The following is a 15,460-nucleotide window of genomic DNA, read 5'->3' as shown; positions in this document are numbered from 1 at the left end:
CTCGCGCCCGGGGGTCACAGGGCGGAGACCCAGTAGCGGTCGAAGGTGAACCGGCCGTTGCCGCCCGCGCCGTTGCGGGTGCCGGTGGTCTCGCGGGCCAGGGTGTACCAGGCGTCGACGAAGTCGGCGTCGTCGGTCCAGAACGAGGTCGGGATGGCGTCCACGACCGGGTCGACCAGCGGGATGTATGCGCCGAGGTCGGCGATGGTCAGCAGGGCGGCGGCTATCGCCTTGGCCAGTCCGGAGTAGTTGGTGTCGCCGTCGTCCTCCATCATCACGACGTCGGCCAGGTTGTACTTGTACTGCGACCAGTTGACCAGGATCTGGTTCGGGTAGTACGTGGTGCCCGCGTCGTCGAGGTACGGGTGGGTGACCGTGTCGACGCGGACCTTGCCGTCCAGGCCGAAGCCGCTGACGATGCTGAAGATCTCGGCGTCGCCCTTGATCCAGGTCTCCTTGTCGTCGGCGACGGAGACCGAGGTGATGCGGGAGGTCCAGTAGCCGGTGGCGGCCGCGGTGGCGGTCGCGGACCGGACGGCGTCCGCGTCGGCGGTGGTGACCCCGGCGGCGGCCAGTTCGCGCTCCAGGACCTTCATGCCGGCCTCGACGGCCTTCTCCCCGTCGACGCCGACGACGTACACCGGGGCGTCGGGGACCTCGGCGGCGTCCAGGGTGTGCGCCCGGCCCGCGGTGTCATAGGCGGTGACGGCGGTGGCCTCGTCGTCGGAGGGGGCGACGGCGACCAGCGGAGCGCGGCGGGAGCCGGCGTCCCCGGCGAGCGTCACGGTGAGCAGAGCGCCGGTGTCCGCCGCCAGGCCCTTGGCGGCGAGGGCGGAACGGTCGGCGCGCGCCACGTCGGCGGCGAGCGAGGCGGCGGCACCGGTGCGGGAGCCGGCGGCCAGGGCCTTCAGCCCGGTCTCCTCCCCGTCCGCGACGGCCCGGCCGACCTCGGCGCGCCAGGTGGTGTCGGCGAGGGACCGTGCCAGCGCGCGGGCGGCGGCGTCCTCCGCGGCCGCCACGGGCGAGACCTTCGCCGCCCGTTCCGGCGCGGGCGCCGCCACGGCGAGACCCTGGGTGGTGGTCAGCACGACGCCGGTGAGGGCCACGCCGCACAGGGCGGTGCGCAGTTGCTGTCTGACGGACAAGACGTCCTCCAAAGGAAGTCGGGCGCCCGGGGTTCCCGGGCATGCCAAGGAGACCGGTCGCGTGGGTACGCGGCCGGACAGCGGTGCGGGTGGAGCAGCACCATCATGGCCGGAGGATGTCTACGCGTATAGAAGGCACCCGACGTCCGTGCGGGAGAAGCCGGTCGGACATCCGCCGGCTTCCGCGGACGCGATGGCACCACGCCGGTCGGCGTCGCCCGCGCGATCACGGCGCCGGACGCACGGCGGCCTCGAGCAGCCCGTCCGCCTCGCGCACCACGTCCGGACGGCCGGTCTCGATGAGACGGCGGAGCAGCACGGCCGCCTCGTCCCGCTCCCCGTCGCTCAGGTGCATGCGCGCGAGCAGCATGCCCGCCTCCGGCGAGTGCTCGGGATGACCGGCGTCGAACGCCGCCCGCAGGTGCCAACGGGCGGCGTCCCGGCGTCCGGTGCGCAGGCTGAGCCTCCCCAGGTACACGTGCGCGCAGACCGAGTGCTCCGGGTGCCCGGACCCGATCACCTGGCGGTAGAGGGCCGCGGCGCCCTCCACGTCGTCAGCGCGCTCCTGGATCATCCCCAGGACGAGCGGGCCGCGGACCGCCAGCTCGGGGTCGCCGGTCCCGACGGCCCTCTCGATCAGCCGCTTCGCCTCGGCGACCTGTCCCCGGCCGGCCAGCCGGCCTCCCAGCGCGAGCGCCGCCGACGGCATGAACTCGGGGTCCGCGCTGTCGACGGCGACGCGGTACCAGTCGTCCACGACGTCGTCGTCCAGGCCGTGGTCCGCTCCCAGCAGGGCCAGGTTCAGCGCCGCCTTCGCCCTCACGTGCGCGTCCTGCGCCCGCGCCGCGCGCTCGAAGGCCGCCGTCGCCGCCTCATCCCGCCCGGCCCGCCTCTCGAGCAGTCCGAGGTTGAGGGCGGCGCGTGCCACCGTGGGGGTGGTGCCGGTCCGCATCACCTGCGACCAGGCCCCGCGCGCTCCGCTCCGGTCCCCCCGTTCGTCCAGCAGCACTCCCAGTTCGAACAGGGCCTCCTCCGCGTGGGCGCCACCGCACCGGGCCACTTCCTCGAACACCTCGCAGGCCTCGTCGGTCTGCCCTTCGGCCACCAGGAGCCGGGCGGCGCCGAAGAGCGCCCGGGCGCGTGATCCGGGGTCCTCGCACTGGGCGGCGTCCCGGAACGCGGCGAGCGCGCCCGGCACGTCCCCCAGCGCGCGCAGCCGGCCGGCCCGCTCCACGAGCGCCTCCGCGTCCCCTTCGGACCCGCCCGGGGCGCGCCCCACGGTGTACTCCGCCAGGCGTTCGCGCAGTGCGGGGAGGAGTTCGCGCAGCAGCTCCCGCACCCGCGGGTTGTCCCACTCCGCGGCCCGGTCGCACGCCTCCAGGGCTCCCCTCACGTCACCGCGGCTGTCGCGCAGTGTCGCCACCATCGCCCACGACCTCGGGGCCAGCTCGGGGTGCCCGCCGGCGGCGGCCTCCAGGAAGAAGGACTCGGTCTCCTCCGATAAGTCGTACTGCTTCCTCACCCTCATGAGACCGAGCTGGTGCCAGGCCATCGGCGCGTGGAACTCGTCCCCGGTCGCGGCGGCCGCGCGCCAGGCCTCCTCGGCTCCCACGAAGTCGTCATGCTTCTGCCGGAGGTCGCCGAGCCGCACCAGGGCCTCGCCCCGCACGGCGGCGTCCCCCTCGTCCGCCGCCCCGTGCAGTGCCTCCTCGGCCGCCGCGCGCGAGCCGAGCGCGCTCCTCGCCCGCCCCAGTCCCAGCAGGGCGTACGCACGGTGGTCCCGGTCCTCCACGGCCTTCGCGAAGGCGGCGGCCGCGTACACCTGCGCGTCGCGGCGGTCCGCCTCGTAGCCGATGTGCAGGCACTCCTCGGGCGTGGCCAGGTCGATCAACTCCCGCCACAGGAAGCGCGGCACGGGGCCCGTGTCGGCCGCCTCGACGAGTTCCTCCGCCGCCCGCCACCGGTGCCCACCGGCGGCCTCCGGCGCCGGCCTGAGCAACGCCCGGCCGCCTGCGGCGGGTTCCTGGGCCCAGCGCAGTCCCTCCTCGGCCCGGGCGGCCGTGGCGGCCGCGGCCCCCAGCGCATCGAGGTAGGCGGGGAGCAGCCGGAGCAGCTCCGGCCGGGTGAGGCCGCGCCGCAGGCCTGCCCGGCGGCAGTCGACGGCGGCCTGTACCACGCACGCGCCGACCGGCTCGGACGACCGCGCGATGTTGAGCCGGAGCAGCAACTCCCTCGGCGTCGCGGCGTCCAGGGCGTCGGCGAAGCTCCTGGGTACCGTGCCGCCCTCGAAGTACCAGGCCGCTGCGGCGCGTTCGGCGTCGTCGAACTCCAACGGGAGGTGGACGAGGTTCACTTCGCGCAGGGCTGCCCGCGCGACGGGGTCGCCGGACTCGACGATCTCCCGGCACCGGCGGGTGGAGAGCGTCCCGGCCAGCACGGCCCACTCGGAGAGCCGGTGCAGCAGGTGCGGCGGCATCCGCTCGAAGTCGGCGATCGTCAGGTCGTCCATCCAGACGATCGCGGGTCCCCCGTCCCGCCCGCGCGGATCCTCGGCGGAGGCGAGCCCGGCCAGCGACGCGCCGTCCCGGGGGATCAGGACGGGCGTCCGCTCGGGGAAGACGGCGCGCAGTGCCTGGACGGCCGTGCGGGACTTGCCCGCGCCGTCCTCGCCGTAGGCGACGACCTGCGGGTAGGGCGGCCCTCCGAGGGCCAGCATGCTGCGCATCTCCTCGTCGGTGTGGGCCCGGGCCAGGTAGCCGCCGCTCGTGCCGGGCAGCCGCCGGGCCACGCCCAGGTCCTCGTCGCCGAGTTCGCCCAGACGGGGCGGCCGGTTCCCGGGCGCCATCCGCAGCATCCCGGGCAGCCCGCCGGCCGGCCGCTGTTCCGTGGGGCCGTCCAGGGAGCGGACCAGTTCCTCGTGGCGGCTCCTCCAGGCGGTCAGGGCGCCGAGTTCTTCCGGGACGTCGATCCCGCCCGCTCGCGCGTGTTCCAGACAGGCGCCGACCACCTCGCGCACGAGTTCCCAGCGCGGCGCCCTGCGGATCTTGCCGGCGAACAGCTCGCTGAGGGTGCTCGCCCCGGGGCGTGAGGGCATCCGGCGCCTGAGGTCGCCGAGCGAGGGCGCGCCGGACGCGAACTTCAGCTCGCGCAGGCCGGCGCAGAAGTGGAGCAGAGGTCCGGGAGCGGGCTGCGGGGTTGCCATGCGTCTCCTCACGGTCTCGCCGATGAGCCGTCATCACGCTACTGGAGGGCACAAGTTGGGGGCCCTTCACGATCGTTCGAGATCCTTCGGAGTCGTTCACCCTCAGCGGCCGCCGGCCCGTCGGGACGGCAGGCTGACATCCCGCCCGTGGTTCCCTGCCCGGGGACCGCGGGACGGGCGGAACTTCTCACGACCGCTGGAGGTCACGCCATGCCGCTCTTCGACGTCCGCTCCCTTCTCGCTCTCACGGTGGGCCTCCTCGCCGCCGCCGTCACGGGCGGCCTGACGCTCCTCGCCGGCGCGTCCTGGCCGACGGCCCTTCTCACCGCCGGCGGCGCGGGGTGGGCGGTGCTGGCCGGACTCCCGCACCTGCTGAGGTGACCACGGCGCGCGGCCGGGCAGGGCGCCGCCTGCGGCCCGTCCGCGGCTCCTCACCGGCGACGGGGCCGACCGGCCCGTCCCGCGACAGCCGGTCGTGCCGCGCGGCGGCCGGGGACGAGGCTCCCGACCGGCCCTGGACGCGACCGGGCGGAGACCACCACGCCACCCGCCGCGGCACCGCGCACACGGCACGGCTGACGCGGCACCGCTCACACGGCGGTGAACCGTTCGACGGCCTCCCAGAGTTACCCTTCGCGGCGCGGGTCGTACGACTCCTCCGACGAGCGGGCCACGCGGTCGCGGTCGACATAGGACCCGGTCGGTGCGGGCGTCGCGCCGAGGACGACGTCCGCGAGGTGGCGGCCCGCGGCGCCACGACCGGTCGCCAACGGCGTGAGGGTCACCACCGGCAGGACGTACCGCATCGCGAAGCGGGAGACGCGGCCCGCCTCGCGGGCGAGGCCGGTACTGGGGACGAACCCGGGGTTGTGGGCGACGGCGCCGATCCCGGCCGGCAGCCGGCGCGCGTACTCGTGGACGAGGTGGATGACCGCCAGCTTGCTCGTCGAGTAAGCGGTGCGCCCGGCCGCCGCGGTGTGCGGCCCGGGGAACGCGCCGACGCGGGCCAGGACGTCCGGTGCCTTCCAGGCCGGGCCCGGCACCATGCCCAGGTTGTGCCTGAGGTCGCCGAAGTGGGTGTCGCTGGTGGTGATCACGATCCGGGCGGGAGGCGCGAAGCGGTCCTGGAGCAGCCGTACGAACAGGTGGTTGGCGAGCACGTTGACCGTGAAGGTCGACTCGAAACCGTCGGGCCCCTCGGTGAGCGCGTCGGTGTACTGGACGCCCGCGTTGCCCACGAAGCCGCGCAGCGGCGGGAGTCCTCCGTGGTCGAGCCGGTCGCGGATCGCCGTCGCGGCGGCGCGGACGCTGTCCAGCGAGCCGAGGTCGGCCGGTACGTGCGAGACGGCGTGCCCGCCTGCGGCGAGTTCGGCGGCCGTCCGCGCCCCGGAGGCCCCACGGGCGACGACGAGCAGGTGGGTGTCCGGCGACCGCCGCAGGATCCGCTCCGCCGCGGCGCGGCCGATCCCACGGCTCGCGCCGGTCATCACGATGGTGTGCCGCATGACGTCTCCTCGTCCGGTCCGCTCCTGCCGCCCGGTCGGGCGGATCTCCACGTTCGCCGTCCGCGTCACCGCGGGCCAGGGCCGTCCCCGTCACCAGGATTGGCGGTACCCAGGCTGATCCGTGACCGCGCGGCGAGAATGGCCCGATGGCCGCTCCCTCCCGCTCCGACTTCGCCGCGCTCCTGCGCGCCTGGCGCGACCGCCTCTCGCCGGCCGACGCCGGGTTCACCGTGACGGACCGCCGCCGGGCCCCGGGGCTGCGCCGCGAGGAACTCGCCCAGTTGGCCGGACTCTCCGTCGACTACGTGCTGCGCCTGGAGCAGGGCCGGGCGAGGAATCCGTCGGCCCAGGTGGTCGGCGCCCTCGCCCGGGCCCTTCAGCTCTCCCGCGCCGAGCGCGACCAGTTGTTCCGGGGCGCCGGGCTTCTGCCGCCCCGCGACGGGACGGTCGACACCCATGTGCCCCCGGGGATCCGCCGGCTCGCCGCCCGCCTGGCGGACGTGCCGATCGGGGTGTTCGCCGCCGACTGGACCCTGGTGTGGTGGAACGCGATGTGGTGCGCGCTGCACGGCGACCCCTCCGCGCTGCCCACCGCCGAACGTAACCTCGCCCGTGCGCTGTTCGGCGACGGCGCCGCCCGTGCGGCGATGCGTCCGGTCCGGCCCGGGGGCGGGCGGGAGGCCTTCGCGGCGGCGATCGTCGCCGACCTCAAGGACGCCGTCTCCCGCTACCCCCAGGACGCCCGGCTCGGACGCCTCGTGCGCGAACTGCGCGACACCTCCGGCGCCTTCGCCCGTCTGTGGGCCACGCCCACGACTGCCGCGGCCGTGCACACGAGCGACCGCAAAACGGTCCGCCATCCGGAGGCCGGTGACATCGTCCTCGACTGCGACGTCCTCGTCGTCCCCGGCGCGGACCTGCGCATGGTCACCTACACGGCGGCCGCAGGAAGCGACGACGCGGGGAAGCTGGACCTGCTGCGCGTCACGGCCGGCCGTGCGGTGTCGGGGGGCGTCACGTCGTGAGGCCGTCTCCTCGGTCCTCCGGGCCCGCCCATTCCCGCGAGCGCCGCGGCCGGTCGCCCGGGAGCGGCCGCGGAAGGGGCACCGCGAGCAGCCGCCGGCCCGAGCGGTCAGCCGCCGGTCAGTCGCCGGACGGCCTGGAGGACTTCACCCGCTCCGTCCTCGGTCCGCAGGTGCCCCGCCGCCCTCGCGGCGGCCCGGCCGAGGGCCGGCTCCGAGACCGCTCGCCCCAGTGCGTCGGCGAGCCGTTCGGCGGTGAGGGACCGGAAGGGGATCGGGTCGGTGGCGGCGCCGAGGGCGGCGAGCCGGACCGCCCAGAACGGCTGGTCCGCGGTCACCGGCACGGTGACCGCGGGCACTCCGGCGCGCAGCGCCGCGGCCGAGGTCCCGGCCCCGCCGTGGTGGACCACGGCGGCCAGCCGCGGGAACAGCAGGGCGTGCGGTACGTCGCCGACGGTCAGCACGTCGTCCCCGGCGGCGGCGAGTCCCGCGCTGCCGGTCTGGAGGACGCCGCGCAGTCCGGCGCGGCGCAGGGCGCGCACCGCGATCTCGCTCAGCCGTTCCCCGTCGCCGGACGCCATGCTGCCGAACCCGACGAAGGCGGGCCGGGGGCCGGCGCTCAGGAAGTCCTCGAGACCGGCCGGCAGCCGTCCGGCCTCGTCGTGGTGGGGCCACCAGTTGCCCACGACCTCCAGGCCGGGGCGCCAATCGCGGGGGCGGGGCACCAGGGCCGTGCTGAAGCCGTGCAGGACGGGCCAGTTCGCCCGCTCCTGTCGACGGCGCGTCGCGGAGGGCGAGGCCGGGGGCAGCTCGAGGCGGTCACGCAGCCGTGCCACCGCCTGGCCGTAGAGGCGGTCGGCCATCCGCAGCGCGAGGCGTCCGGCCGCCCGGTTGGCGGGACGGCCCAGTGAGCGGGTGCCGGTGACGACGGGCGGGAAGTCGCCGGTCGGCGCGGTGGGCTGGAGGTGGACGCCGAGGCTCGGTGTGCCCGTGGCCTCGGTGAGGTGCCAGCCTAGCGGCGCCGTGGTGGTCGAGAGCAGGAGCAGGTCCGTGTCGTCGTCCACCGCGTCGGCGAATCCCTGCCCCAGCTCGGAGACGAACGCGGCGGCGGCGCGCATCAGTTCACGTCCACCGGTGACGCCGCCATGTCCCCGGGTGTCGGCGGGGAGGCCGCGGAACGCCAGCCCGGCGTCGTGCGCGAGGGGTGCGAAGGCCTCGGTGGCGGCGAGGGTGACGTCGTACCCGGCGCGGCGCAGTGCGGCGCCCAGGCCCGTGTAGGGCGCGACGTCACCGCGCGACCCGGCCGCGGCGATCAGGATCTTCATCGGTTCTCCTCGACGGACATCAGCGGTCCTCCCCGACGGACTTCATCGGTCCCCCCGACGGACATCAGCGGTCCTCCTCGGCGTCGGTCCGGCCGCCCGCGTGGCGGACCGCGTTGGCGTGGACAGCCCTGCACATGTAGGCGGCCAGGCCCGGTCGTTGCTGGGACGGCGGCACGACCAGGGCGAACGCGCGCGGGTCGGTGACGAAGTCGTCCGCGATGCGCCGGTGCATGTCGGGCGGGCAGGCGGTGAACCAGCGGGAGACGTGCAGGCGGTGCTCCTCGGCGAGGTCCATGGCCCGCTCGCCGTCGCTCGGCTCCCCCTCGTCGAAGGCCGCGAGCAGCTCCGCGCGCCAGGCGGTGGCCTCGCGCATCAGGCGGCGCCAGTCCTCCTTGGTGTGGGCGGTCGCGCGCGCCATCGCCTCGCGCTGCCCCTCGGAGTGGGCCCACTTCAGCTCCGCCTCGGTGGCGTAGCTCAGGTCGAAGGTGATCTCGCCGAAGACCTCGAAGCGTTCCTGAGGCGTCAGGGAGACCCCGGTCCCCTGGACCTCTATCGCCCGTTCGGCCACCTCGGCCAGCCGTTGCAGTCTGGCGATCTCCTCGCTCAACTGCCGTTGCCGGGCCCGGAGCCGCTCCACGGGATTCGCCTGCGGATCCTCGAGGATCGAGGCGATCTCGTCCAGGGGGAAGCCGAGTTCACGGTAGAAGAGGATCTGCTGGAGACGGACCAGGTCGGCCTCACCGTAGAGCCGGTAGCCCGCGTGGCTGCGGTCACCGGGCGAGAGCAGCCCCGTCCTGTCGTAGTGGTGCAGCGTGCGCACCGTCACCCCGGCGAAGGCCGAGACCTGCCCCACGGAGTAGCTCATCCACCTGCCCTTTCGTCGGGACACAGCCTGAAGCCTGACGTAAGGGGAGGGTCAACCCGGGGCCCGCCCGGCTCCGCGGGAGGGGACGGGCATCCCCCTCGGCGGGCCCGCGCCCGGCCACCGCACGACGGGCGGAACCATGCCGAGGGGAGCCGTCTCAGCCCTCGCGGCCCGCGTCCGCCGTCGCAAACGCGTCGACGCCCGTGAGCTCGGCGGACAGCGTCCACAGGCGCGCCGCCTGCGCGGGGTCGGTGGCGTGTGCGTGCACGCCCCCTTCCACGCCGTCGCGGGCCGGCTCGGCCACGTCGCAGTCCTCGCAGTACACGCCGCCCATGCCGGTCAGCCGGGGAGAGGTCGCCGCCCACACCTGCGTGGCCGCGCCCTGCCCGGGTGTCTTGAAGGTGGGGTCGGCCGGGTCGCCGTTCTCGTCGATCCATCCCGCCTCCACCATCTCCTCCTTCGCGAGGTGGCGCTGCAGCGGGGTGAGGATGCTGCCCGGATGCACGGCGAACGCCCGGATCCCGGCGTCGCGGCCGAGCGCGTCGAGCCGCACGGCGAACAGCACGTTCGCCGTCTTCGCCTGCCCGTACGCCTGCCACCGGTCGTAGCCGCGCTCGAAGTGCACGTCGTCCCAGCGCATGCCGGTGATGCCGTGGGCGCCGGAGGACACGGCCACCACGCGCGCGCCACCGCGGGCGAACGCCGGCCGGAGATGGTTGACCAGCGCGTAGTGACCGAGGTGGTTGACGGCGAACTGCGCCTCCCAGCCCGGTCCGACCCGCGTCTCGGGACAGGCCATCACTCCGGCGCTGTTGATCAGGATGTCGACCTCGCGGCCCGAGGCCAGGAAGCGTTCGGCGAAGGCGCGGACGCTGTCGAGGTCGGAGAGGTCGAGGTCGTCGGTCTCGACGCCGTCGATGCCCTTCACCGCCTCCTGGGCGGCCGCCCTCCGCCGGGCGGGGACGACGACGTGTGCTCCGGCCGCCGCCAGGGCGCGGGTCGTCTCCAGGCCCAGTCCCGAGTGGCCGCCGGTGACGATCGCGGTGCTGCCGGACAGGTCGGTCCCGCCCAGGACGTCGTCCGCAGTGCTGCGGGCGCCGTGACCCGATCCGATCCGGTGCTGAGGTGTCTGCATGACCCGGACGCTAGGCGCTGGAGCGCGCTCCAAGTCAAGGGCGGCCCCCGGGGGGGTCGGTCAGGCGCCGTGCAGCTCGTCGACGAGGGCGAACCCCTCGGCGATCCAGGTCAGTTCGGTGCGGGCGCGGGCGATCAGGCCGTCGTAGGCGTACACCTTGTAGCGCACCGCCAGCTCGGCGTCGCGGCCGTCCAGGGTGGAGAGGCGGGCCGCCAGGGTCGGGTGGGTGCGGTCGAGCAGGGCGGCCCGGGTGTCCTCGAGCATGCTCAACTGCTCCTCCCAGTAGGCCTGTTGCTGCCGTAGCTGCTCGCGCACCGACGCGGGGTCGGCGAAGTCGAAGTAGGCCGCCTTGAGGTACGCCGGGTCGCGCTGCCGCAGCGGCGTCAGCGGGGCCTCCATCCACGCCCGGAAGTCGGCCAGGCCGGCGTCGGTGACGTGGTACTCCTTCTTCGTCCCCTTCTTGCCCCACCGCACCTCGACCGAGGTGAGCAGCCCGTCGCGCTCCATCCGGTTGAGCTCGGGATAGATCTGCGAGTCCGGGGCGTGCCAGACGTGGGCCACCGAGCGGCTGAAGCTCTTCGAGATGTCGTACCCGGTCATCGGCCGGCCGGTCAGCAGCGCGATCAGCGCGTAACGCAGCGACAAGGGACCTCCCCCTCCGAAAAAGCCAAGCTACACACCCTTGTCATCTCACTATATCGATAGTTAGTTTGTGGCCCGCACAACACGTACCTCTCTTCATAGGGAGTTCCATGTCCCGCACCGCCTCCCCCCTGCCTGCCACCGCGCCACCGGCCACCGCTGCGGCGAAGATCTTCAATTACCCCCGCAACGCCTGGTACGTCGCCGCATGGGACCACGAGGTCACCGGCAGGCAGCCGCTGGCCCGGACGGTCGCCGGCGTGCCGCTGGCCCTGTGGCGCAACACCGAGGGCCGTGCGGTGGCCCTCGCGGACGCCTGCTGGCACCGGCTGGCGCCGCTGTCGATGGGCAGGATCCTCGGCGACGAGCTGCAGTGCCCGTACCACGGCCTCCGCTACAACGCGACGGGCCGCTGCACCGGGATGCCCGCGCAGGAGACGATCAACCCCAGCGCGGTGGTCCCCTCCTACCCGGTCGTCGAGCGCCACCGCTACGTCTGGGTCTGGGTCGGCGACCCGGACCTGGCCGACCCGGCCAGGGTTCCGGACATGGGCCGGATGGACGACCCGGCCTGGGCGGGCGACGGCGAGACGATCCACGCCGAATGCAACTACCAGCTCATCCTCGACAACCTCATGGACCTCACCCACGAGGAGTTCGTGCACTCCTCGAGCATCGGCCAGGAGGAACTGTCCGAGGCCGAGTTCGACGTGACCCACCAGGGCGACACGGTGACCGTCACCCGGTGGATGCGGGACATCGACGCGCCTCCGTTCTGGCTGAAGAACATGCGCGACAAGTTCCCCGGCTTCTCCGGCAAGGTCGACCGCTGGCAGATCATCACCTTCGAGGCGCCGGGCACGATCAGCATCGACGTCGGCGTGGCGAAGGCGGGCACGGGCGCCCCCGAGGGCGACCGCAGCCAGGGCGTCAACGGGTACGTGATGAACACGATCACCCCCGAGACCGACCGCACCTCCCACTACTTCTGGGCGTTCATGCGCAACTACCGCCTGGAGAGCCAGACGATCACCACCCAGCTGCGGCAGGCGGTGCACGGGGTGTTCGGCGAGGACGAGGAGATGCTGCGCGCCCAGCAGCGCGCCATCGACGCCAACCCCGGCCACGAGTTCTACAGCCTCAACATCGACGCCGGCGGCATGTGGGTGCGCCGGATCCTGGAGCGCATGCTCGCGGCCGAGGGACGCCCCTCCACCGCGCCTGCCGCAGGTCAGGGGGCCTGACATGGCAGTGCAGACGCAGGCCCGTCGACAGCGGGCCCGGGTGGTCGAGGTCTCCGACGTCGCCGAGGGCGTCCGCCGGGTCGTCCTGGCGCCGGAGCGGCCCGAGCACGCCGCGCCCGGCACGCACATCGACGTCGAGGTGGAGACCGCCAACGGCGTCCGCCGGGTGCGCTCCTACTCCGTGGTGCGCTCCGAGGACGGCGGCCGGCGGCTGACGCTCAGCGTGCGGCTCTCCCCCACCTCGTCCGGCGGCTCGGCGGCGATGCACCGGCTGCGGGCCGGGGACGAGCTGACGGTCACCGGACCGCTGCAGAACTTCCCGCTCGCGGTCGGCGCGACCCGGTACGTCCTGGTCGCCGGCGGCATCGGCGTGACCGCGCTGGTGGCGATGGCCTCCGCGCTGCGCCGCCGCGGCGCCGACTACGAGCTGCGGCTCGTCGGCCGCAGCCGCGCCGTGATGGCGTACCTGGACGAGCTGGTCGCCGAGCACGGCGACCGGGTGCGGGTCCACGTCGACGCGGAGGGCACCGGGCTGGACGTGGACGACCTCGTCGCCACCATCTCCCGCACGCCCGCCGCGGCGGGCACCGAGCTCTACATGTGCGGCCCGATCGGGCTGATGAACGCCGTCTCGCGGAGCTGGGCCGAGCACGACCTGCCGGCGACCAACCTGCGCTTCGAGACCTTCGGCTCCAGCGGCCGGTACCCGGCCGAGGAGTTCCTGGTCCGCCTCCCCGACCTCGGCCGGGAGGTCACCGTCGCACCCGACACCTCGATCCTGGACGCCCTCGAGGCGGCCGGCGTCGAGACGCTCTCGGACTGCCGCAAGGGCGAGTGCGGGCTGTGCCTGGCGAAGGTGGTCGGCTCCACCGGCACCGTCGACCACCGCGACGTGTTCCTGAGCGACTCCCAGAAGGACCGCTCGCACAGCCTCTGCCTCTGCGTCTCCCGTGCGGTGGCGACCCCCGCGGGGTCCGGCGACGGCCCCGGCGACCCCGTCGCCCCCGCCGTCCTCTCCCTCCGCCTCACCTGACCCGGCCGCACCACCGCGTACGCCCGGATCCCTCACCACCTGGACACCCACACCCATGAACATCACCGCGCGCATGGCGCAGGCGCCGATGAGCGGCTACCAATGGCTGATCGTCGGCCTGTGCACCTTCATGAACTGCCTGGACGGCTTCGACGTGATGGCGGTGGCCTTCACCGGGCCGTCGGTCACCGAGGAGTTCGCGCTCAGCGGCTCGGAGTTCGGCCTGCTGGTCTCGGTCGGTCTGATCGGCATGGCGGTCGGCTCGATGCTGCTCGCCCCCTTCGCCGACCTCATCGGCCGGCGCCCGCTGATCCTGATCAGCCTCACCCTCGGCACGATCGGCATGTTCGGCGCCGCCATGGCGCCGTCCGTGACCGTGATGAGCCTCTTCCGCCTCGTCACCGGCATCGGGGTCGGCGGCATCCTGGCCAGCACCAACGTGATCGCGAGCGAGTTCTCCAACGCCCGCAACCGCGGTCTGGCCATCGGCATCTACACCGCCGGGTACGGCATCGGCGCCACCGCGGCGAGCCTGGTCGCCAAGACCGTCGTGGGCGGCGACTGGCGCGTCGTCTTCTACGCCGGCGGTATCGGGACCCTGTTCGCCCTGATCGTGATCGCCGTGGTGCTGCCCGAGTCGGTGGCCTTCCTCGAGCAGCGCCGGCCGGGCAACGCGCTGGAGCGGATCAACAGGACGCTGGCCCGGATGCGTATGGAGCCCGTCACCGACGCAGACCTCGACCGTGCGGCCGCCGCGCGGACGGAGACCGGGCGGGCCGGCTCGGGATGGCTCAAGCAACTGCTGACCCCGACGGTCCTGCTCTGGCTCACCTTCATCACCATCATGTTCGGCTTCTACTTCGTCAACAGCTGGACGCCCACGCTCCTGGTCGAGGAGGGCCTCTCCGAGAGCGCGGCCGTGACCGCCGGAATGGCGATCTCCATCGGCGGCACGGTCGGCTCGGTCCTCTACGGCGTCGCCGCCCGAGTGCGCACACCGCGTGCGGTGCTGATCGGCTTCTCCCTGCTCTCCGCCGCGATGATGATCGTCTTCATCCTGAGCACCTCGACCCTGTGGCTCGGGTTCGCCGTCGGCGTCGTCGTCGGAGCCCTGATCAACGGCTGCATCGCGGGCGCCTACACGGTCGGCCCGCCGCTCTACCCGGCCAACGTCCGCAGCGTCGGCATGGGCTGGGCGCTCGGCATGGGCCGCATCGGCGCCATCCTCTCCCCCACCGTCGCCGGCATGCTCAAGGACGCGGGCGCCTCGGCGACGCAGCTCTACATCGGCGCCGCCGTGGTGGTCGCCCTCTGCGCGGCGGTCCTGGTGGGCCTGCGCCGGTACGACCCGGAGTCCCGTCCCGCGGCTCCGGCGGCGAAGGAGACGCTCGCCGCGGCCTGACCTCCGCCGGCGTGTTCCTCACGACCGCGGGCCGCCGGTTCTCCGGCCGGCCCGCGGTCGTCCGCCGTCCCCGGCGGACGCGACACTTCTCACTGACGCCGGCGTGGTGACGAACCGGCGCATCCTGACGACCGGGCCGGCACCGGAGCCCAGGGGCCCGCCGGAGCCCCGGGGGGCCGCCCGAGCCCGGTGAACGCCTCGCCCTGCGTGGAGTTCCGGCACCTTCCGCGGGAACCGACCGTCGCCGCCCATCGGTCGCGTGACCAATGTCGCGGCGCGGTACACGCCTGGTGCAGAGCGAGCGACAGCTGGCCGGAACCCCAACGGGCCCTGTTCATCATCCACTACAGTGACGCGCACTCCCGGTCGCAGAAGAACCGGCCACGATCGTCAGGAACGAAGTCAAGTCGCACCACCTTCATCAGGGGGAGGTCGTCCGTGTGGGACCTGACGCCGTCCGATCCGCGCACGGTCGGGCCGTACCGGACCCGCGCGGTACTCGGCGAGGGCGGCATGGGCCGCGTGTTACTGGCCACCGACCCCACGGGCGGCCTCGTCGCGGTCAAACTCGTCCGTGACACCTTCGCCGCCTACGACGACACCTTCCGCCAACGCCTGCACCGTGAAGCCGTCGCCGCCCGAAGAATCCACAGCCCCCACACCGCCCGAGTCGTCGACGCCGACGCCGACGCCGGAATCCCCTGGCTGGCCTACGAGTTCCACCACGGCCCCACCCTCCACCGCGCCCTGACGGCCACCACCGCTCTCCCGCCGGACACCGTCCTCCACCTCGCCGCGGGACTCGCCACCGCACTCCACGACATCCACACCGCCAACTTCATCCACCGCGACCTGTCGACCGCCAACGTCCTCCTCACCGACACCGGCCCCGTCGTCATCGACTTCGGCATCGCCAGACCCACCCGCCCCACCACCGGAA

General features: G+C 74.0%; 13 protein-coding genes. 6 read left to right on the top strand and 7 right to left on the bottom strand.

Going from position 1 to position 15,460, the window contains the following annotated elements; translation table 11 throughout:
- Positions 1 to 14: 14 nt before the first annotated feature.
- Positions 15 to 1,145, bottom strand: a complete 1,131-nt coding sequence (locus tag GBN72_RS00780) for a DUF3103 family protein (RefSeq protein WP_246212189.1) — start codon at positions 1,143 to 1,145, stop codon at positions 15 to 17.
- 226 nt (positions 1,146 to 1,371) lie between these two features.
- The gene (locus tag GBN72_RS00775) at positions 1,372 to 4,347 is read right to left on the bottom strand and encodes a tetratricopeptide repeat protein (protein WP_151769659.1); all 2,976 of its coding nucleotides are present in this window, start codon (positions 4,345 to 4,347) and stop codon (positions 1,372 to 1,374) included.
- Positions 4,348 to 4,557: 210 nt separating this feature from the next.
- On the opposite strand from GBN72_RS00775, the gene GBN72_RS33920 reads away from it, so the two are divergent.
- Positions 4,558 to 4,728 (top strand): hypothetical protein, encoded by a 171-nt coding sequence (locus GBN72_RS33920; protein WP_164540303.1) that lies wholly within the window; start codon positions 4,558 to 4,560, stop codon positions 4,726 to 4,728.
- 245 nt (positions 4,729 to 4,973) lie between these two features.
- Here GBN72_RS33920 and GBN72_RS00770 read toward each other — a convergent pair whose 3' ends face one another.
- Positions 4,974 to 5,852 carry an SDR family NAD(P)-dependent oxidoreductase gene (locus GBN72_RS00770; protein WP_151769658.1) on the bottom strand — a complete coding sequence of 293 codons (879 nt, stop codon included), beginning with the start codon at positions 5,850 to 5,852 and terminating at the stop codon, positions 4,974 to 4,976.
- Positions 5,853 to 5,998: 146 nt separating this feature from the next.
- On the opposite strand from GBN72_RS00770, the gene GBN72_RS00765 reads away from it, so the two are divergent.
- The gene (locus tag GBN72_RS00765) at positions 5,999 to 6,877 is read left to right on the top strand and encodes a helix-turn-helix transcriptional regulator (protein WP_151769657.1); all 879 of its coding nucleotides are present in this window, start codon (positions 5,999 to 6,001) and stop codon (positions 6,875 to 6,877) included.
- Positions 6,878 to 6,984: 107 nt separating this feature from the next.
- On the opposite strand, the gene GBN72_RS00760 is transcribed toward GBN72_RS00765, so the two are convergent.
- The 4 genes from GBN72_RS00760 to GBN72_RS00745 form a co-directional block, all read right to left on the bottom strand.
- Complete coding sequence (locus GBN72_RS00760) at positions 6,985 to 8,199, bottom strand: glycosyltransferase (RefSeq protein WP_151769656.1); 1,215 nt, start codon at positions 8,197 to 8,199, stop codon at positions 6,985 to 6,987.
- Positions 8,200 to 8,263: 64 nt separating this feature from the next.
- Entirely contained in the window at positions 8,264 to 9,064 is an 801-nt protein-coding gene (locus tag GBN72_RS00755) for a MerR family transcriptional regulator (RefSeq protein WP_151769655.1), read from the bottom strand.
- A gap of 157 nt (positions 9,065 to 9,221) precedes the next feature.
- Positions 9,222 to 10,199: an SDR family NAD(P)-dependent oxidoreductase gene (locus GBN72_RS00750; protein ID WP_151769654.1), complete on the bottom strand. Its 978-nt coding sequence runs from the start codon at positions 10,197 to 10,199 to the stop codon at positions 9,222 to 9,224.
- Between the two features lie 60 nt (positions 10,200 to 10,259).
- The gene (locus GBN72_RS00745) at positions 10,260 to 10,844 is read right to left on the bottom strand and encodes a PadR family transcriptional regulator (protein WP_151769653.1); all 585 of its coding nucleotides are present in this window, start codon (positions 10,842 to 10,844) and stop codon (positions 10,260 to 10,262) included.
- Positions 10,845 to 10,951: 107 nt separating this feature from the next.
- Between GBN72_RS00745 and GBN72_RS00740 the strand changes: the two genes are divergently transcribed.
- The 4 genes from GBN72_RS00740 to GBN72_RS00725 all read left to right on the top strand — a co-directional run.
- Positions 10,952 to 12,085: an aromatic ring-hydroxylating dioxygenase subunit alpha gene (locus GBN72_RS00740; RefSeq protein ID WP_151769652.1), complete on the top strand. Its 1,134-nt coding sequence runs from the start codon at positions 10,952 to 10,954 to the stop codon at positions 12,083 to 12,085.
- A gap of 1 nt (position 12,086) precedes the next feature.
- Positions 12,087 to 13,118, top strand: coding sequence for a PDR/VanB family oxidoreductase (locus tag GBN72_RS00735; protein WP_151769651.1), 1,032 nt, complete (start codon positions 12,087 to 12,089; stop codon positions 13,116 to 13,118).
- A gap of 55 nt (positions 13,119 to 13,173) precedes the next feature.
- Positions 13,174 to 14,520: an MFS transporter gene (locus tag GBN72_RS00730; protein WP_151769650.1), complete on the top strand. Its 1,347-nt coding sequence runs from the start codon at positions 13,174 to 13,176 to the stop codon at positions 14,518 to 14,520.
- 438 nt (positions 14,521 to 14,958) lie between these two features.
- A partial coding sequence (locus GBN72_RS00725; RefSeq protein WP_151769649.1) for a serine/threonine-protein kinase occupies positions 14,959 to 15,460 on the top strand: 502 nt, incomplete at its 3' end.

The organism is Streptomyces abyssomicinicus, assembly GCF_008974245.1.
Lineage (GTDB): Bacteria > Actinomycetota > Actinomycetes > Streptomycetales > Streptomycetaceae > Streptomyces > Streptomyces abyssomicinicus.
The sequence above is the reverse complement of the archived record's forward strand: the minus strand, read 5'-3'. Positions and strand labels throughout refer to the sequence as shown.